The sequence below is a fragment of the Lentilitoribacter sp. Alg239-R112 genome, from assembly GCF_900537175.1.
GTDB lineage: Bacteria > Pseudomonadota > Alphaproteobacteria > Rhizobiales > Rhizobiaceae > Lentilitoribacter.
Genome location: NZ_LS999833.1, coordinates 595,968 through 613,382, shown reverse-complemented (window position 1 = coordinate 613,382; position 17,415 = coordinate 595,968). Strand labels below are relative to the sequence as shown.

Annotated in this window: 19 protein-coding genes and 1 pseudogene; 9 read left to right on the top strand and 11 right to left on the bottom strand. The window is 44.6% G+C overall.

Annotation, left to right across the window (positions count from 1 at the left end; translation table 11 throughout):
- Positions 1-126: 126 nt before the first annotated feature.
- Positions 127-645, top strand: coding sequence for an orotate phosphoribosyltransferase (gene pyrE / locus G3W54_RS03480; RefSeq protein WP_162651747.1), 519 nt, complete (start codon positions 127-129; stop codon positions 643-645).
- A 46-nt stretch (positions 646-691) separates the two neighbouring features.
- Positions 692-919, top strand: coding sequence for a hypothetical protein (locus G3W54_RS03475; protein WP_162651746.1), 228 nt, complete (start codon positions 692-694; stop codon positions 917-919).
- 19 nt (positions 920-938) lie between these two features.
- On the opposite strand, the gene G3W54_RS03470 is transcribed toward G3W54_RS03475, so the two are convergent.
- Together G3W54_RS03470 and G3W54_RS03465 are read right to left on the bottom strand one after the other, a co-directional pair.
- Positions 939-1,373: a universal stress protein gene (locus tag G3W54_RS03470; protein WP_162651745.1), complete on the bottom strand. Its 435-nt coding sequence runs from the start codon at positions 1,371-1,373 to the stop codon at positions 939-941.
- Positions 1,374-1,659: 286 nt separating this feature from the next.
- Positions 1,660-2,553, bottom strand: a complete 894-nt coding sequence (locus tag G3W54_RS03465; protein ID WP_162651744.1) for an alpha/beta hydrolase — start codon at positions 2,551-2,553, stop codon at positions 1,660-1,662.
- A 98-nt stretch (positions 2,554-2,651) separates the two neighbouring features.
- Here G3W54_RS03465 and G3W54_RS03460 point away from each other — a divergent pair, with 98 nt between their 5' ends.
- Complete coding sequence (locus tag G3W54_RS03460) at positions 2,652-3,041, top strand: hypothetical protein (RefSeq protein WP_162651743.1); 390 nt, start codon at positions 2,652-2,654, stop codon at positions 3,039-3,041.
- An 87-nt stretch (positions 3,042-3,128) separates the two neighbouring features.
- Entirely contained in the window at positions 3,129-3,911 is a 783-nt protein-coding gene (locus G3W54_RS03455) for an isocitrate lyase/phosphoenolpyruvate mutase family protein (protein WP_162651742.1), read from the top strand.
- 14 nt (positions 3,912-3,925) lie between these two features.
- Here the strand turns inward: G3W54_RS03455 and G3W54_RS03450 are convergent, their stop codons facing one another.
- Both G3W54_RS03450 and rlmJ read right to left on the bottom strand, forming a co-directional pair.
- Positions 3,926-4,414 carry a VOC family protein gene (locus G3W54_RS03450; protein ID WP_162651741.1) on the bottom strand — a complete coding sequence of 163 codons (489 nt, stop codon included), beginning with the start codon at positions 4,412-4,414 and terminating at the stop codon, positions 3,926-3,928.
- Positions 4,415-4,462: 48 nt separating this feature from the next.
- Entirely contained in the window at positions 4,463-5,311 is an 849-nt protein-coding gene (gene rlmJ / locus G3W54_RS03445) for a 23S rRNA (adenine(2030)-N(6))-methyltransferase RlmJ (protein ID WP_162651740.1), read from the bottom strand.
- Between the two features lie 97 nt (positions 5,312-5,408).
- On the opposite strand from rlmJ, the gene G3W54_RS03440 reads away from it, so the two are divergent.
- Both G3W54_RS03440 and G3W54_RS03435 read left to right on the top strand, forming a co-directional pair.
- Positions 5,409-7,523 (top strand): molybdopterin oxidoreductase family protein, encoded by a 2,115-nt coding sequence (locus G3W54_RS03440; RefSeq protein WP_162651739.1) that lies wholly within the window; start codon positions 5,409-5,411, stop codon positions 7,521-7,523.
- Between the two features lie 559 nt (positions 7,524-8,082).
- On the top strand, positions 8,083-10,266 hold the full coding sequence (locus tag G3W54_RS03435; protein ID WP_162651738.1) for a HAMP domain-containing methyl-accepting chemotaxis protein: 2,184 nt from the start codon (positions 8,083-8,085) through the stop codon (positions 10,264-10,266).
- A 125-nt stretch (positions 10,267-10,391) separates the two neighbouring features.
- On the opposite strand, the gene G3W54_RS03430 is transcribed toward G3W54_RS03435, so the two are convergent.
- Complete coding sequence (locus G3W54_RS03430; RefSeq protein WP_162651737.1) at positions 10,392-10,688, bottom strand: Dabb family protein; 297 nt, start codon at positions 10,686-10,688, stop codon at positions 10,392-10,394.
- Between the two features lie 172 nt (positions 10,689-10,860).
- Here G3W54_RS03430 and G3W54_RS03425 point away from each other — a divergent pair, with 172 nt between their 5' ends.
- On the top strand, positions 10,861-11,943 hold the full coding sequence (locus G3W54_RS03425; protein WP_162651736.1) for a serine hydrolase: 1,083 nt from the start codon (positions 10,861-10,863) through the stop codon (positions 11,941-11,943).
- Between the two features lie 26 nt (positions 11,944-11,969).
- Here the strand turns inward: G3W54_RS03425 and G3W54_RS03420 are convergent, their stop codons facing one another.
- The gene (locus tag G3W54_RS03420) at positions 11,970-12,893 is read right to left on the bottom strand and encodes a LysR family transcriptional regulator (RefSeq protein WP_162651735.1); all 924 of its coding nucleotides are present in this window, start codon (positions 12,891-12,893) and stop codon (positions 11,970-11,972) included.
- Positions 12,894-12,998: 105 nt separating this feature from the next.
- On the opposite strand from G3W54_RS03420, the gene G3W54_RS03415 reads away from it, so the two are divergent.
- Positions 12,999-13,979: a sterol desaturase family protein gene (locus tag G3W54_RS03415; protein ID WP_162651734.1), complete on the top strand. Its 981-nt coding sequence runs from the start codon at positions 12,999-13,001 to the stop codon at positions 13,977-13,979.
- 51 nt (positions 13,980-14,030) lie between these two features.
- Here G3W54_RS03415 and G3W54_RS03410 read toward each other — a convergent pair whose 3' ends face one another.
- A complete protein-coding gene (locus G3W54_RS03410; RefSeq protein ID WP_162651733.1) occupies positions 14,031-14,576 on the bottom strand; it encodes a GNAT family N-acetyltransferase in 546 nt (181 codons plus the stop codon).
- 195 nt (positions 14,577-14,771) lie between these two features.
- Here G3W54_RS03410 and G3W54_RS03405 point away from each other — a divergent pair, with 195 nt between their 5' ends.
- Positions 14,772-15,203 carry a glyoxalase superfamily protein gene (locus G3W54_RS03405; protein ID WP_162651732.1) on the top strand — a complete coding sequence of 144 codons (432 nt, stop codon included), beginning with the start codon at positions 14,772-14,774 and terminating at the stop codon, positions 15,201-15,203.
- 107 nt (positions 15,204-15,310) lie between these two features.
- On the opposite strand, the gene G3W54_RS19345 is transcribed toward G3W54_RS03405, so the two are convergent.
- From G3W54_RS19345 to purN, 4 genes and pseudogenes are all read right to left on the bottom strand, one after another.
- The gene (locus G3W54_RS19345; RefSeq protein ID WP_256366947.1) at positions 15,311-15,412 is read right to left on the bottom strand and encodes an N-acetyltransferase; all 102 of its coding nucleotides are present in this window, start codon (positions 15,410-15,412) and stop codon (positions 15,311-15,313) included.
- A 70-nt stretch (positions 15,413-15,482) separates the two neighbouring features.
- A pseudogene (locus G3W54_RS19340) lies at positions 15,483-15,590 on the bottom strand (hypothetical protein); the annotation flags it as partial.
- A 14-nt stretch (positions 15,591-15,604) separates the two neighbouring features.
- The gene (locus G3W54_RS03395; protein ID WP_162651731.1) at positions 15,605-16,552 is read right to left on the bottom strand and encodes a pirin family protein; all 948 of its coding nucleotides are present in this window, start codon (positions 16,550-16,552) and stop codon (positions 15,605-15,607) included.
- 179 nt (positions 16,553-16,731) lie between these two features.
- Positions 16,732-17,397: a phosphoribosylglycinamide formyltransferase gene (gene purN / locus G3W54_RS03390; RefSeq protein ID WP_162651730.1), complete on the bottom strand. Its 666-nt coding sequence runs from the start codon at positions 17,395-17,397 to the stop codon at positions 16,732-16,734.
- Between the last annotated feature and the right edge of the window lie 18 nt (positions 17,398-17,415).

Below are 17,415 nucleotides of genomic sequence, written 5' to 3'. Positions count from 1 at the left end.
TATTTTTGACATGTCAATTCAGAACTTTCTTTTTTGGGCATAGAACGGATCATCTTATAGCCATGTTTGTTGTGTCGGTGCTATATGCGTCGTTAACAGATGAAACAGACATAAGGTGATCCTGACATGAACCATGATGAGTTAGCAAAAGAAGTATCGGCAATTGCCTCGCTTACAGGTCAGTTTACGTTGCGCTCTGGGCAGGTCTCTGAAAAGTATTTTGATAAATACCGTTTTGAAGGGCAACCGATTCTTCTGCGCGAAGTGGCCAAAGGTATGTTGAAACTCATCCCATCTGACACGGAGATTTTAGCTGGCTTAGAGCTCGGTGGCGTACCAATCGCGACGGCTATGTCACTCGAATCGGGTTTGCCTGTCGCTTTTGTGCGCAAAGAGGCCAAAACCTACGGCACATGCCAAGCCATTGAAGGGCAGTTTGTTGATGGCAAAAAGGTATGTTTTGTTGAAGATGTGATCACAACAGGTGGTGCTGTGGCCGATGCGCTGGAACTTTCGCGCGGCGATGGTGCCAATGTTCTGGCTGTGGTTTGCGCTATTTGGCGCGGGCAGGGTGAGCCCAACATCCAAAAAGCACCCGATTTAGACGTTCGCCCTTTATTTACACGTGAAGACTTGGAAAAGTAGTTAAAGCCCACCAAATAGGAAAGGCTACAGTTTACGAGGAGCAAAAATGTCATATCTGTTTTTTGCCGTCGCGCTCTATCTTTTCGGCAAATGTTGCTGGGAGGGGTATCTCTACTTTTTTGATCGCAGCATGTTTGAACGTATGCGTGCGAAGGTAGAAGACGATACAGAAGGAGAAGGGGAAGATATCAAGAGTCCATTCTATCTCTTCATCGCCTATCCGTTTTTAATTGGTGCCTGTTTGATGATCGGTTATTTGATTTCTATCATTTAGCCCGGTTAGGATTTTCTAACTATTTAACCGTCAGGCATGCGCAGGTCGTTTCGTGGCTTACCTTGCCTGAGACACTACCTAGAAACAGATTGCCCATAGTACCTAAACCTCTGCGTCCCATAACAATAAGGTCGGCATCATTTGCCTCAGCGCAATTAAGAATTTCTTTCGCAGGATCCCCGTTGCCGATGGTTGTTGTTTTCGGTGCGCGTCCTTGCTTTTTAGAAAGTGTAGCGGCTTCATCCATCACCTTTTGACCCGCAGCTTTAATCCGCTCTGGACCAGGTTCAAGCACATAGGCACCTGAACCTACCGCAAAGCCCACCGTGTCTACTTGAGGTGAATGCACTAAGTGGATGTTGGAGTCATATTTGCCAGCAATATCACAAGCGGTTGCAATTGCGTGCGCTGCATGTTCGGAGCCATCTACGGCCACCACAATATTTGAAAACATGATATCTCCTTTCACCCCTTCTCAGCATATCTGTCACGAGATGAGGGTAAGACCAATGGCCAATACTTTGGGATAGAAACCATACCTGATCTTACACTGCCATGGGTAGGGGAGCTAACCATGGCAATTTCCCTCATCTCTGACATCAGTGAGTAAATCAACTTATGAAGGTGTATGAATTGATTTGGATCAATTGTTGAGTGCTTTTATCGAATTTTATTTGCAAACATGCTTGAGCAAGTTCGCTAAGATCCGAGTTTATATAAAATTGGTCTAGTTCTGCAATTTAAATGCCATGATGCATTTTGAAGAACCGTATTAAATTTTCCGCAGTTTCCTGTGGTTGTTCTTCGGGTAGAAAGTGACCACAATTTATACCTTTTCCTTCTACGTGTTCGGCGTAGCCTCGCCAGATATCCAAGACGTTATAGAGCTTGTCGACCAGTCCTTTTTGTCCCCAAAGCGCCTGTACAGGCATTTGTATTCTCGCGGCTCTATCAGCGCTGTCATGTTCAAGATCAATGCTTGCACCAGCACGATAATCTTCACATGTTGCGTGAATGCATAAAGGGTCTGAAAAACAGCGGACATAGTCTTTAACCACCTCTTCATCAAAGGCAGTTTGGTTTCCCTTGCTCCAGCCTGAAAGCTTGGATCTGAGGTAATAATCAGGGTCGTGACCAATCATTTTTTCTGGGTGTGGGGCTGGTTGAATGAGGAAAAACCAGTGATAATATCCCGTCGCCAATTCGCGTTCCGTGTTTTCATACATATATTCCGTTGGCACGATGTCCAAAACGGACACGGCGGAGATATGATCCGGGTAATCACGGGCCATTCGATGGGCTACGCGCGCGCCTCTGTCATGTCCGGCAATCGCAAATTTTTCATAACCAAGCATTTGCATGAGTTCATACTGGTCTGCACCCATTGCACGTTTGGAATAGGTGCTGTGGTCAGGCTTTGATTTGGGTTTATCACTATCTCCATAGCCGCGTAGGTCACTTAGAATCACACGAAATCCCGCCTCCACCAGTTTAGGAGCAACTTTATCCCAACAAAGGTGGGTTTGCGGATATCCATGTAAGAGTAGAACGGGTGGTCCGTCGCCAGCCGTGCGAACCCGTAGTTTAATTCCAGATGGCAGAACCATAATGTCATCACTAAAATTATCCAGCATATATTTACCCCGATCTTTGGCTATATTATCTGAAGTTCTTATGCGAGAATACTTATTTTGACTTGCACCACACCAATCCAGTCGGGCACATTGACGCAATGTATGAGGGTGACACATTTTTTAATCTCACCATTTTGGGCCGCTCTGGGCTTGTGGCTTTATCGATCACGTTATTTGTGGTCACCATGACCGCGTTCTATGTTATTGCCAAGCGTATATCCTTGGCCTCACGTATTGTAACGGCGATGGTATTTTTATGGGCATTTATTTGGTTATCCCCCCAGATTTATTACCTTTATTACATTTTTCTCTTTGAAGGCTTACCGTTGCAAAATGTCATTCATCAGCCACCAAATGCACAAGAAATTTTGTCTATTATGACATTTACCAGCGACGCTTGGCTGTCCGCCCACGCCAAAGCTGTGCTGGGTTGGACGATGATTTTATTGAGTTTTTGGCTTGCACGAAAACCACCTACCTTAAAATAAGCACTTGCGCACTCGTATAATTTTCGCTTCAATTAAGTTTCGTGAATCAAAGATCGTTATTTGGTAAGTGAACAAGGGGTGTGTCACATGTCACAACAAGATCAAGCAGATAAATTCCGCGCGCTTCACGTAAAAGGTGATCCGCTTATAATATATAATATTTGGAACGCAGGTTCCGCCAAAGTCGTTGAAGCTGCGGGTGCAAAAGCGCTTGCTACGGGCAGTGCGCCCGTTGCGCTGGTCAATGGTTACGAAGATGGCGAGAAAATACCAATAGAACTGGCACTTGATAATATAGAGCGCATTGTCGAAGCCGTTGATTTACCTGTCTCAATGGATATTGAGGGTGCCTATGGTGAAGACCCGGCAGTTGTTGCACGTAACATCGGACGTGGTATATCCGCGGGCGCGATAGGGTTTAATTTTGAAGATAAAGTCATCGGTGGCGAGGGTGTGCATGATTTGGATAAACAATGCATACGCTTACAGGCCGCACGCACCGTGTGTGACGGGTCAGGTTTCAGCGCATTTCTCAATGCGCGAACGGATATTTGTTTAGATGCCAAGAAAAACGGTGAGCCAATTACACCTGACATGCTGGATGAAGTTATTGCCCGGGGCAGAGCGTACGCCGATGTCGGCGCAGACGGTTTCTTTGTGCCTGGTCTTACAGATATTGGCATGATAAAAACACTGTGTAATGCAATTGAACTTCCGATTAATATTATTGCAGTGCCGGATTCACCGGAAAACAAAATGCTCGCTCTAGCTGGCGTGGCACGCATTAGCTATGGTGGCACGGTATATAAGCAAATGTTTGAATGGCTGGGCGAACAGGCAAAGGCAACGTTTGCCTCTCTAGAGGGGTAGGGACAAGCTTAATTTTATTTTTGCAGCGGTCGTTCGCCTATTTCTTGGCTAAACATAATCAGGTATCCATTTGGGTCGAGCACGAAAAGTTCTTTCGAGCCACCTTCTCTATCACCTAAATTTCGCCAGATTTCGCGCGGGTTTTTCAAGTCTTGCTCATCGCGCGCGCCATCATATAGCGTTAGGCCATGCGCCAAAATATTTTGATGTAACTCTTCAAAGTTTAACACATTGATCTGAAACATTACACCTTGGCCGAGTGGATGTGCCATGTCACCCAGCTCCCATTTTCCGTTATGGTGGCGTTGGCTGATCATTATTTGCGCACCTTCTGGGCGTTCCAGATAGGCGAACTTTTCATCAGGGCGTTGATAAGCAACCCTAAAGCCAAAGGCATTGCACCAGCAATCACGGCTAATCTCAAAATCTTCAACCAGTAATTCAGGTTTTAGAGCCGCCCAATTTTTTGGTGGTTGCCCATTGTTAGATTGCCCGTTGCTCATGTCTAACTCTCAGGAGCCCTCATGTCTAACTCTCAGGAACCCTCACGTCTAACTCTCAGGAACCAATGTACTCACGCGCCAGCCACCATCTTCGGTTTGCGATAGAGCTCGTGACATTTCGGGCAGGATTATCCGCAGTTCATTGACGAGCGTATAAGGTGGGTTAACGATCACCATGCCAGAACCATCAAGGCTGTGGGTCGTGTCTTTCACCCAAAGTTCGGCCACAATAGTATTTGGATGTCCCACAACATTGACCATATCAGCATTGAATTCCCGCATCTCTAGCCCCTGTTTGATCGGGTACCAAAAACACATTGTGCCAGTGGAAAACCGCTCAAGTGCTTCGCGCGCGCCACGTACCATGCGGAAGAAATCACCTTTTTCCTCGAATGCAGGATCAACAAGTAGAACGCCGCGTTTTTCTTTTGGTGGGAGGTTGGACTTTAGTGCGTGCCATCCGTTTACTTCCTGGGTTTTAACCTGATAATCGCCCTTAAACAAAGCATGCAGTTTTTGAAAATCATCCGCATGCAATTCGCTTACCGTCATACGGTCTTGTTTGCGCAGCAGTGAATGCGTGATCATGGGTGAACCGGGGTAGGTATCAAATTTCTCACCCATATTCACCGCTTGTACAGCATCAAAATATGGCGTGAGAAGTTCTTTGGACTTTTTTGACCAGTTGGCTTCACGCAATTTTCCAATTCCGTCTTTCCACTCGCCTGTTTTTTGCGCTTCCTTGGAAGACAGATCATAAATGCCCGGGCCTGCATGAGTGTCGATGACACGAAAAGCCTTATCCTTCTTTTGCATATAGGTGATGATGCGCGATAGGATGGCATGTTTAAGGCAGTCGGCAAAATTGCCTGCGTGATATATGTGACGATAATTCATGAAAAGATTTGATCTCTGTATCTAAAAAATTGGCTCGACCAATGCTGAGACTTCTATACACTAAATATTTTAAAATCCGAGTCTTAAGAGATCGCGAATGAATATTATTGCAAAAACGGGTCACTCTGCTTGCCCGCATGATTGTCCATCCACTTGCGCGCTGGATGTAGAGATTAAAGATGATGGCAAAATTGGCCGTCTGAGAGGCAGTGCAGATAATAGCTATACCGATGGTGTGATCTGCGCCAAGGTCGCCCGCTATGCTGAGCGGATGTATCATCCTGATCGGCTGTTAAAACCGCTTATCCGCAAAGGTGATAAAGGTGCAGGGGATTGGCAGGAGGTGCAGTTCGATGATGCGCTGGATGTAATTGCCGAGAAATTTATCCAAGCAGAGCAGCTTTATGGTTCGGAGACTATCTGGCCATATTTTTATGCAGGTACAATGGGGCAGGTGCAACTTAACTCGATCAAGCGGCTGACCCACGCGAAACGCTATTCTATCATGCATGGGACAATTTGCATTACTCCCGCTTGGACGGGGTTTGCAATGGGAACCGGGGCTGTGCGCGGCTCTGATCCGCGCGAGATGGCGATCTCTGACTGTGTGGTGATCTGGGGTACAAATCCGGTTTCAACACAGATCAACGTGATGACCCATGCAATCAAAGCAAGAAAAACACGCGGTGCAAAAATCGTAGTCGTCGACATATATGATAGCCCGACGATGAAACAAGCCGATCATAAAATTATCCTTAAGCCTGGTACCGATGGTGCATTGGCGTGCGCTATTATGCATGTTCTATTTCGCGATGGGTTGGCTGACTGGGAGTATATGAACCAATATGCGGACGACCCGAAAGGATTAGAAGCCCACCTTAAAGATAAAACCCCAGAATGGGCATCTGAGATTACAGGTTTAGCTGTTTCTGAAATAGAAGAATTGGCCAAGTTAATAGGTAATACCAAGCGCACATTCTTGCGTCTTGGTTATGGTTTTACGCGGCAGAGAAATGGTGCAGTTAACATGCATGCGGCGCTTTCTATCGCAACGGTTCTTGGCCTTTGGAAATATGAGGGCGCGGGCGCATTCCATAATAATGCTGAGATTTTTTCTCTTGATACAAGCTATGTTCAAGGTCAGCATTTGGCGACACCGAATATGCGCAATATGGACCAATCAAAGCTTGGCCGCATCCTGATGGGCGATGATGATGCGTTATATGGTGGGCCACCTGTGACCGCGATGCTTATTCAGAACACCAATCCAATGAATGTATGCCCTGAGCAAAGACTGGTACGGCAGGGGTTTCTGCGCGATGATTTATTCACCGCTGTGCATGAGCAATTCATGACAGATACTGCAAAGCTGGCTGATGTGGTCTTACCTGCCACTATGTTCCTCGAACATGATGATATTTACAAAGGCGGCGGCAATCAACATGTCACGCTCGGCGCCAAGCAGGTTGAGCCGCCAGTAAACGAACTCGGTGGACCGCAGGAAAATCTTTATGTGATCGACGAGCTTGCTAAACGTTTGGGGCTTGGTGATCGACCAGAGTTCAATATGTCCGCACGGCAGCATTTAGATCGCATTTTGAACGATTCTGGTTACGGTAGTTTTGATGATTTTGAAGAGAGAAAATGGATTGATGAGCAGCCGGATTTCGAGACATCGAATTATTTAAATGGCTTTGCTCATGCGGACGGCAAGTTTAGATTTAAGCCTAAATGGCGAAATACCAGAACGACCGCCAATCCGCCTGAACAAATGGGCCTACAGGGAGATTTGGATATCTTGCCACAATTTCCCGACTATGCTGCCTCATCCGAGGTCGCAGATGATGCGCACCCCTTCCGTTTGGCAACATCACCAGCAAGAGCGTTTTTAAATTCAACGTTTGCACAAACCAAAAGCTCCATTAAACAAGAACGGGGCCGCCCGGAACTAAAACTTCATCCTGAGGATGCCGCCAAGCTTGGTGTAAGTGAAGGGGAGCTTATCATAGTTGGAAATTCCCGCGGAGAAATATCAGTTCACGTTACACTGTTTGAAGGTGTGCGTCGGGGTGTCGTTATTCAGGAAGGTCTTTGGCCGAATTCAACTTTTGTCAATGGCGAGGGAATTAATACACTTGTCGGTGCGGATACTATTGCACCAAATGGTGGGGTTGGCTTTCACGATACGAAAGTTTGGATACGGGCAGTTTGAAAAAATGTAGATGAGGGGCGATAATTCACTCGCAAAATGATCACAGATTTTCAAGCTGAATGTGGCGCATTCTAATTTTGATTATAATATCTGCATTATGCGTTTAAGCGTTTTTATCTAATAACTTAGCGGTTTGCCCAGGATAATTGGTGTCTGGATTCGCACTACGCGCGAGGGTTGCGCAACCGCACTCTTTTTAGTTGTAGAAAATTTGTTAAAAATTTACATATTATCTTTATATATCAATTACATATCTATCGGTATGATTACTCGCCAATTCAATTAATCATTCATTTACCGTGAATTACTAGCATGCATATGCCTTATCCTATGTATTGCATGAAGCACGGCTGACGCCTCAAGGCATGTTTATATAAATCCATGTGGGGATGGATTTCACTAAGGAGCTTGACTTGTTTCGATCAAGCCCTTGGAGCGGGCAGCTAGTTCTTTGAACAACGTGCAATAGCTGTATCCGACTTTTGCTACTTATATAGTGTTGGAACGCTATCATCGGTGCTGAAATATTCCTTACATTCGTTATGCGAGTGCAATCAAAATGAAACCAAACAAACCTAAAGCCAAAGGCGGGTTTTCGCTGAACAATATCAAGGTGGGCACGAAGGTTGCTCTCGGTTCAGCTGTAACTCTATTATTCCTTATTGTCGTTGCTTCCTTTAGCTATTCCGGCCTGTCAGGAGCCGATAGTAACTTTAAGCAATATCGCAGCTATGCAATTCAAACCAACCAACTGGGTCGTATTCAGGCTAACTTATTGACAGCGCGTCTTTATGCAAAAGACTTTATTCTCAAAAATACAGAAGAATCTGCGCAAAAAGTGCGTGATAGAATTGCGGTGACAGCTAAGTTGATTGATGAAGGTCAATCGCTATTTACGCGTCCAGACGCAATTGAAACTATGAATGAAGCTAAAGAATCCATCACAATTTATCAGGATACGTTTAATCAGGTCACTGAATTGGTTAAACAACGAAATGCGGTGGTGGACCAGCTTAATACATTTGGTCCTTTGGCAGAAAAAGACCTTACCAAAATCATGGAAAGCGCATATGCCGATAATGATGCATCGGCCAGTTTCCATGCCGGAACTGATTTGCGGAGCTTATTGTTGGCACGCCTTTATTCCAGTAAGTTTCTTGTCGACAACACGCAAGCAAGTGCAGATCGCGCTAACAAAGAACTTGCCGATTTCGAGGATATTTCCGGGAAATTGCTAGCCGAATTGCAAAATCCTACTCGTCGTAAATTGGCGAATAATGTCGTTGGTCTAGCCAATGAGTACAAAGTGGCATTTAATCAAGTTGTTGGCATCATCAATACTCGAAATGGTCTTATCAAAGGCACATTGGATGTTTTAGGGCCAAAAATGGCTGATGCAACAGAACAGCTAAAGCTTGATAATAAAGCACTCCAGGATGAGCTTGGTCCAAGAGCGACAGCAAGTATTGAGAATTCAAAAATGACAGCGGCTATTGTTTCTGTCATCGCAATTGTTCTTGGTGCAGTTCTTGCATTCTTCATTGGTCGCATGATTTCCAGACCAATTGTCAATATGACCAATAGCATGAACAAACTTGCTGGTGGTGATATGGAGGTCGAAGTGCCTGCACTAGGTCAGCGAGATGAAATTGGTAAGATGGCAGATGCGTTGTTGGTCTTCAAAGAAGCGGCTATTGAGAAAGTAAAAATTGAAGCTCAAGCTGCTGAAGAACGCAACATGACAGAAGAAGAGCGTGCCGATCGTGAGCAAAGGCAGAAGATTGAAGCTGATAAAATTCAAGCTGCTGTTGATGAGCTAGGCCGCAATCTGAAAAAACTTGCTGATGGTGATCTGACGCTCGATATTTCAAGCCCGTTCACATCTGAAATGGATGGCTTGCGTGTAGACTTCAATGACTCTATTTCAAAAATTCACGACACATTGTTGAATATCGCAAATGGTACAAAATCCATTGAAGAAAATTCAAAGGAAATGATGTCATCATCTGATGATCTTTCTCGACGTACTGAACAACAAGCCGCGTCATTGGAAGAAACATCTGCGGCTCTTGAGGAAATCACATCAACTGTGCAAGAGACATCTTCAAGTGCTACAGAAGCAGCTGAGATGGCAAATCAAGCCAAAGTTGATACCGACAATTCAAGTGTTGTGGTTAAAAATGCTGTGTCTGCAATGGAAGGTATCGAGAAGGCTTCTTCTGAGATATCCAACATTATCAATGTTATTGATGAGATCGCATTCCAAACTAACCTTCTAGCGCTTAATGCTGGTGTTGAAGCGGCTCGTGCTGGTGAAGCTGGTAAAGGCTTTGCGGTTGTAGCTCAGGAAGTTCGTGAGCTTGCTCAACGCGCTGCTGATGCTGCTAAGCAAATCAAAGAGCTTATTTCTAAATCCAGTGTGGAAGTAGAAAACGGCGTGGAACTTGTTAAAGCAACAGGCGAATCTTTGGAGCATATCTCGGTTCATGTGACTAACGTGAATGAGAAAATCAGCATGATTGCACGTGCTGCAAGCGAACAGCTTGCAGGTATCAAAGAAGTCAATACCGCTGTATCTCAAATGGATCAGGTTACACAACAGAACGCTGCTATGGTTGAGGAATCAACTGCTGTTACGCATCGTACTGCCGAAGATGTAAACAACCTGTCTCGCATGATTTCAGCCTTCAAACTGAATGGACAAGCCCAAGCGCAAGCTGAAGCAGCCCAATACGCAGCTTAATTATATAGATTAAGCTACAAAATTATGGGGCTGGCAGTATTTCAATATACTGCCAGCCCCAATTTTATTGAATTGTTTAGTAAGTTGCCGGGTCAGAATTTCTGACATATTCAGCCCTTCTAATATCACACAATATCTGAGCTATCATAATCAACTGCAATTCTAAGCTCTCGAATTGGCCGAACCACTTCAATACCATTTAAATAAATAGGATGTGCTTTATAGGCATCTAAATCGGCTTCGGTTTCGAATTGTGCATGAAGGATGACATCCACATCGTTTTCGAGTGCGTCTATCTTGCGGTTTTTGCCAACTTCAAAATTTTTAACACCCGGAATCTTAGAATATCCAGCCAAGGTTTTCGCAATAAGATCGATATGTTTTGGGTCTTTCGCACTAAACAAAGCGATATGTCTAATCATGTTTCTTCCTAACTCAGTAAATCAGGTCGGATTTATCATACGCTGACTGTCTGTCAATGACATGCATAATAGGGCGTATTACCAATATGCCGCATCTATTTAAAATCCTTCATTGTAATCAACTGATGCACATCCAATATAGGTGGAACAATAAGTGATAGGGTGTTTCGTCATGCTAAAACGTGTGTTTTTTTCTTCCATGTTCATTCTCATTGCGGTGGTTGTTATTGCAGCATTGCCTCGGGTTTCAAATCCAGAGCCGGCCAGTCAAACAGAGCTGGATCGTGCGAAGTTCAATTCAGATGCTATCGAGGCTGTTTGGCCTGCACCTAAAGCGGGGGACCGAATACGCTCCAGAATGATATTGAGAGGAGAAAAAGTCATCTTTGAAGATGGGCCAATTGACTTAATTATGAACACACACTCCATGCGGAAGTCAGTTTTGAGTATTCTTTATGGTATCGCAGTCGATAAAGGCCTCATTGATTTGGACAAAACTCTTCATGAATTGGCAATTGATGAAGTAACGCCTCTGACTGAACAAGAAAAAACAGCAACTATTCGTGATCTTTTGATGTTTCGGTCAGGTATTTATCTTCCTGCTGCTGGTGAACATGACAGCCAGATTACAGATCGTCCGAAGCGCGGACAACATAAGCCGAATGAATATTTTTTCTCAAACAATTTTGATGCCAATGCGTTGGGCACAATCTTCACACAGGAAACCGGTTATCAGATTGGCATATTTATGGATACCTATTTAGCCAAGCCATTAGGTATGCAGGATTTTAACGCCGATAACGTTATTATGGGAGACCCTTGGTTCTGGCCGAGCAAAAACACTCTTCATTTGCAATATTATATGTATCTAAGTACGCGCGATTTTGCTCGAATTGGCGCTATGATTGCGCAAGGTGGGAGGTGGAACGGAAAACAAATCGTTTCGCAAGATTGGATCGCGCTTTCAACTGCACAACATAGTGATCTAACGGATAATCATATAAAATATACAGTCTATGATGGTGCTGGGTATTTGTGGTGGTTAGATAGCAAAAATGGCAGGATCTGGACCGATGGCTATGGTGGTCATTTTATGCTGATAGACCCAGTACGCGATATCACTATTATCGAGCGTAATTTCACCGGAAACTCATATTTAAGTACGCTTCGCTGGCTAAAAAGCGATAATAAATTTTCCCATACTCGGTCAGGCTTGGGTGCCGCACACAAGGTTCTGATTGAAAATCTGGAATAGAGCGCGCCGTAAGCGGTAAATGCTTATTAGCTCTCAACGGTACAGCGTTCTGGTCCAGCAATTGAAAAATGCTTTCGACAAGCTTCGACGAAATGCCGCACCAGTCGGCGAGGTCGTGTTTTATCATATCCAATTGCCAGAGATAAAGCTGGCAAAGGGTCGGAAATTGGCAAACCAACAAGCCTGTCTCCAGCATAGCTGGTTGCTGTTTGCGGAAGCATGTTAAGTATGGCGCATCCATGTTCAGCTCCCACAAGACTGCGAACCATCTCGGTCGAATTTGCATAAGCAGCGATCTTGGGATCGTGGCCAAGTTCATCAAATAGATTTTGATAGTAAGTTGACGCGACAGGACGTTTTAAAACGACAAGTGGCTCGCGTGCAATCTCAGCTATAGTGACGCTGCTTCTTGTCGCCAATGAGTGAGATTCGTATAGAAGGCAATAAGCTGGCGCTTCAACCAATATGTCAAATTCAATCGAGGGGCGGGCACCTTCGCTGACAAACAAGATAACATCATATTGACCATTTAGCAGTCCGTTTTGAGCGCTATCATTATCACACTCCTCAATGTCGAGAGAGATGTCGTTGGTTTTCGGCACGAATGATGACAGGATTTTTGGTAAAAATGCTGGTGCAATCGGCGCATAGTAGCCTATGCGTAAATTACCGCTTAGTGCCTGTTTCAGGTCGGCGCCTTCTGCAATTACAGATCGATAATCTTCCAATAATCGTTCGAATTTTCGAGCAACTGCTAGCCCGTTTGCATTTGCTTTAATACCGCGAGAACGCTGCCGTGTGATCAGCGTTAGGTCAAAAGAAGCTTCAACCTGATCTATCGCTGTGGATACCGCAGATGCTGCAATATTCAACTCAACAGCGGCTTTGGCAATGCTGCCGTGACGTATAACAGCGGTGAAATACTCCATGGCTCTAAGTGATATCAACATTTTACCTCTGATTTTCAGATTTAGTTACAGCAAATAAACTGTTTTTCATATGAATGCTAATCTGTCAAATTTGTTTGCAAGGCAATTCAAGCTTGAGGTGATCTTATGTCTAACGAACCTTTGAAAGGCTGGAACCATGTTCCCGCTGTTCCAATAAAAGTATCTCCATTCTTCACGTGGCCGCTCAGGCCATTAGATATGATGACCTGGGTTTGGAATTCCTGGTTTTTGATCACGGAAAAACTGATTATCGTCGGGATAGCATTTGTATCTTTCTATTGGTTTCAGCCACCGATAGAGGACGTCAGGACATTCGCGATCGGGTGGATCGCTGAAATGTACATCCGAAATTTGGTTTTGATGTCGCTTGTTGCAGGTGGACTGCACTTATATTTCTACACTTTCACCAAACAGGGGCAGCGGTTGAAATATGATCCACGACCCCTGATGAAAGACGGTAAGCAATTTACTTTGGGTGGTCAGATTAAAGACAATATGTTTTGGACATTGGGTAGTGGAGTGTTGGTCTGGACAGCTTATGAAGTGCTCATGTTCTGGGCCATGGCCAATGGCTATGCGCCGATGCTGATGTGGGCAGATCATCCTGTTTGGTTTGTGGTTTTGTTCTTATTGATCCCGGTTTGGGAAAGTTTTTATTTCTACTGGATTCACCGACTGTTGCACGTGCCTTTTTTATATAAACATATCCATTCTCTGCATCACCGAAATATTAATGTCGGGCCTTGGTCTGGACTGTCCATGCATCCGGTCGAACATATCATCTATTTTGGAACAGTCCTGATCCATTGGATCGTAGCTGCCCACCCTGTGCACATTCTTTTTCATTTGCAGTATTATTCGCTTACGGCAGCAACAACCCACACCGGGTTCGAAGGTCTTGTTATTAAAGATGAAAATCGATTGAAACTTGGTACATTTCATCACCAGATGCATCATCGTTATTTCGAGTGTAATTATGGTTCACTGGAAATCCCATGGGACAAATTATTCGGGTCATTCCATGATGGAACATCGGCTGCAAATGATCGTATGAAGGAGCGGCGAAAACAGTTCATGAGTAAGTAAGAGTAGCAGGATTACCTAGAAGAGATCTGTAGAACGTCAATTGAGATATTTTTAGGATGTAGGTAAGGACGGGGCTATGGCCAACATGGTATACAGATGGTCGGGATGGTCGTAACCTTCGAACTCTATGTCGCGCTCGAATGTCATCCCTAGTTTTTTGAGCCAGTTGATTGATGTCACATTACTTGGGTCAACAATTCCAACGACCCTTGAAATGGTCTTATCTTCGAAGGCTAGATTAATCATTGCGGTTGCCGCCTCATAAGCATGTCCGCGTTGCCAATATTCTTTGGCTAAGCGTAACCCCAGTTCAACATCACCCGGTTCTATTCTATCTAAATCCTTTGAAATATTGACATATCCGATCACAATATTGTCTGATTTGCGCTCAATAGCCCGCATTCCAAAAGAGGTTTTGGCAGATGTTTGTGCAATTGTGTTCTGGAGCCATGTTTCTAGTTCTGTGGGGCGAAGCGGGCCATGGGCGCTAAATTTCATGACATCGATATCAGTCAGTAATGGAACGAGGTAAATCAAATCACCCATCTGCCACCGTCTCAATCGCAACCGCTTTGTTTCAATGATCTCTTTATTCATTTTCAGAAATCCCTACCCCTTGATATCCATCTTAACATAACCTATTTAGCAATTGTAGGGTCGCTGATGCCTGCCGCTCGCTGGTTTATGCCATGGTGAAGTTCAGTATCTAATATGCAACCGACTTTCAAATTTGGACAGTCCGTTGGCAATGCGAGCACCAGCTTTTTCTGTCATACTTGAAAGAGGTATGAAATGCATAATCAGCATTACACAATAGACGAATTGAAAACTCAGGCTAAAGCCTTACGCCGTTCTTTGGCGAGTGAAGGTCATGTTATATCCCATAGCAAGTCATTGGAAACGCTTGCTAATCAGCTTGGGTACAGAGATTGGAATACGCTACATGCCATTGCAGGTAACAGTGCGCCTGTGCCCTATGCACTTGGCGATGCGGTTCGCGGAACCTATCTGGGACAGGCATTTGAAGGCGAAATTGTTGGCTTGCAGAAGCTATCAAAGGAAAATCGCTATGGGCTTACTATCAAATTTGATGTGCCCGTTGATGTGGTGAAATTTGAAGGTATGAGCAATTTTAGATCAAGAGTTAACGTTACGCTCAATGATAATGGTCAGAGCAGTGATAAAACCTCTGATGGTCAACCGCATATGATTTTGCAAATGTGATAATAAACCAAAATGAAGCCTCTCTGAGAAATTGGAGAGGCTTTGACGATTAATCAATAACACTTAGTGCTCGGCGTTTTACTACGATGTTGTAGGAATATGTCAGTCTATTGTAGAAGATCAGACCATTCGGGATGGCGGCGAAACTGAGCCGCGGCATAGGGACAGACAGGTTGAACTTTTAACTGTTTTTCCTTTGCATCTTCTATCGCTTTTTTTCACCAGTTTTGCCGCAAGGCCATGATTGCGATGCTGGGTGGGAACGCCAACATGATTAATAATCATTACATTATGACGAAGTTGAAAATTAAGTTCTGCTTCTGAACCATTATCAAAAACATGCACATATCGTCCATTTGTGCCGTTTTCTTCAAGTGTGATTTCCATATTATTTCCTGTAACTACACCGTAATGGGAATGAATTCTTGATCATCACCGGGTGGTAATCGAAAACGTCCCTGTTCACTATATCCATTTTTAGCCCCTTCTATCCATGCTTGTTTTGCAGCTTCTATCTTGTCTTTCGAAGAGGATACAAAATTCCACCAGATATGTCGGGGCCCATTGAGTGTTTCGCCACCTAGCAGAATAAATCGCGCGCCAATTAATCCTGCTTTGATGGTGATTTTATCTTGCGGTCTAAACACCATCATCTGGCCTTTTTCAAAACTTTGTCCTGCCACCTCCACGCTGCCGGATACTATAAACAAACCGCGATCTTCATGATTGTCAGGTAACGGGATTTGCGCATGTGGTTCGAGTATTGCGTCAGCGTAAAACATCTCTGAAAAGGTTGAAACTGGTGCGTGTTCACCCCATGCATCGCCTAAAATAAGGCGAACTTCTTTACCCTCGCTTTGCAGGAAGGGTAGGGCTTCTTCCGACCGGTGTTCAAAACTTGCTGGATCATCTTCGTGTTGTTCGGGTAATCCAACCCATGTTTGGATACCAAATAGGTTTGATTTTCCAAGACGGGTCGCTTCACTGGTCCGTTCAGAATGTGTGACGCCGTTGCCAGATACCATCCAGTTAACTTCGCCAGGTTTGATCATCTGATTTGTGCCAAGGCTGTCGCGATGCTGGAATTCACCATCAAAAAGATAGGTCACTGTTGCAAGGCCGATATGCGGGTGAGGGCGCACATCAATACCTTGTCCTGTTAGAAATTCTGCCGGCCCAACCTGATCAAAAAATACGAATGGTCCGACCATTCGTCGACCAGCCGCCGGAAGCGCGCGCCGTACTTCAAACTCGCCGATATCGCGTGTGCGTGGGACGATGATTGTCTCAATACTGTCAGCATTCTCGGTGGTGGGGCAATGCGGTTCAAGTGCGGGGTTCCAACTCATCATCCATTCCTTTTCTGATCATGATGGAAGAACAATAAGGACTTGATACAGTCACGGTCAATTATGCAAAACTAATATTGTTTAGTGCAAAAATTGAAATAATAGTCCGGTTTAATGTAGATATACAGAGAAAATATGAGTTTTATTGCGTAGTGCGCAACTTTCGTGACGGAGGTGAGTTAAGAAATCAATTGTTGATCAGCATCTATTTTGATATTTTTACCAAAGATAGCACGTTCATGATCATCCATCTTTACGTCGCCACTTGCTAAGAGTTTAAGGCATCTTGGATATAATTGATGTTCAACTTTGATGACCCGTGCGGCAAGTGTATCTGCATTGTCATCTGGCAGAATTGGCACAATGGCTTGGCTGATAATCGGACCTTCATCCATTCCCGCTGTCACAAAATGAACCGAGCAACCATGAACGCGGCAACCTGCATCAATCGCACGCTGATGTGTATTAAGTCCGGCAAATAGAGGCAGTATCGAAGGGTGAATATTGATCATCCGACCCTGCCAGACTTTGATGAAATCTTCTGATAAAAGTCGCATATACCCGGCAAGACATAAAAAATCGAGATTGGCGTCACCAAGCGCTGTAAGGATCGCAGTCTCGTGTGCGGCTTTGCTGTCAAAGTCTTTGCGAGGGATGGCAATTGCTTGAATGCCCAGTTTTTCAGCGCGCGCTAACCCTCCAGCATCTGCTTTATCAGATATAACGAGTTTGACCTCGGCAGGGTAGTCGGCCTCAAGGCAGGCCTGTGCCAGCGCTTGCATATTTGTGCCGCCGCCAGAGATCAAAATGCCAATTTTTTTGTTCTTGTCACTTTGATTGACCATTACCGTTGCGTCCTCGTT

Excerpts from the sequence above, each read along its gene's own strand:
- G3W54_RS03440 (WP_162651739.1), top strand. The coding sequence starts at position 5,409 with ATGAATATTATTGCAAAAACGGGTCACTCTGCTTGCCCGCATGATTGT.
- G3W54_RS03420 (WP_162651735.1), bottom strand. The coding sequence starts at position 12,893 with ATGTTGATATCACTTAGAGCCATGGAGTATTTCACCGCTGTTATACGT.
- rlmJ (WP_162651740.1), bottom strand. The coding sequence starts at position 5,311 with ATGAATTATCGTCACATATATCACGCAGGCAATTTTGCCGACTGCCTT.
- G3W54_RS03465 (WP_162651744.1), bottom strand. The coding sequence starts at position 2,553 with ATGCTGGATAATTTTAGTGATGACATTATGGTTCTGCCATCTGGAATT.
- G3W54_RS03415 (WP_162651734.1), top strand. The coding sequence starts at position 12,999 with ATGTCTAACGAACCTTTGAAAGGCTGGAACCATGTTCCCGCTGTTCCA.
- G3W54_RS03455 (WP_162651742.1), top strand. The coding sequence starts at position 3,129 with ATGTCACAACAAGATCAAGCAGATAAATTCCGCGCGCTTCACGTAAAA.
- G3W54_RS03395 (WP_162651731.1), bottom strand. The coding sequence starts at position 16,552 with ATGAGTTGGAACCCCGCACTTGAACCGCATTGCCCCACCACCGAGAAT.
- G3W54_RS03425 (WP_162651736.1), top strand. The coding sequence starts at position 10,861 with ATGCTAAAACGTGTGTTTTTTTCTTCCATGTTCATTCTCATTGCGGTG.
- G3W54_RS03460 (WP_162651743.1), top strand. The coding sequence starts at position 2,652 with ATGTATGAGGGTGACACATTTTTTAATCTCACCATTTTGGGCCGCTCT.
- G3W54_RS03470 (WP_162651745.1), bottom strand. The coding sequence starts at position 1,373 with ATGTTTTCAAATATTGTGGTGGCCGTAGATGGCTCCGAACATGCAGCG.
- G3W54_RS03450 (WP_162651741.1), bottom strand. The coding sequence starts at position 4,414 with ATGAGCAACGGGCAATCTAACAATGGGCAACCACCAAAAAATTGGGCG.
- G3W54_RS03475 (WP_162651746.1), top strand. The coding sequence starts at position 692 with ATGTCATATCTGTTTTTTGCCGTCGCGCTCTATCTTTTCGGCAAATGT.
- G3W54_RS03435 (WP_162651738.1), top strand. The coding sequence starts at position 8,083 with ATGAAACCAAACAAACCTAAAGCCAAAGGCGGGTTTTCGCTGAACAAT.
- G3W54_RS03430 (WP_162651737.1), bottom strand. The coding sequence starts at position 10,688 with ATGATTAGACATATCGCTTTGTTTAGTGCGAAAGACCCAAAACATATC.
- purN (WP_162651730.1), bottom strand. The coding sequence starts at position 17,397 with ATGGTCAATCAAAGTGACAAGAACAAAAAAATTGGCATTTTGATCTCT.
- G3W54_RS03410 (WP_162651733.1), bottom strand. The coding sequence starts at position 14,576 with ATGAATAAAGAGATCATTGAAACAAAGCGGTTGCGATTGAGACGGTGG.
- pyrE (WP_162651747.1), top strand. The coding sequence starts at position 127 with ATGAACCATGATGAGTTAGCAAAAGAAGTATCGGCAATTGCCTCGCTT.
- G3W54_RS03405 (WP_162651732.1), top strand. The coding sequence starts at position 14,772 with ATGCATAATCAGCATTACACAATAGACGAATTGAAAACTCAGGCTAAA.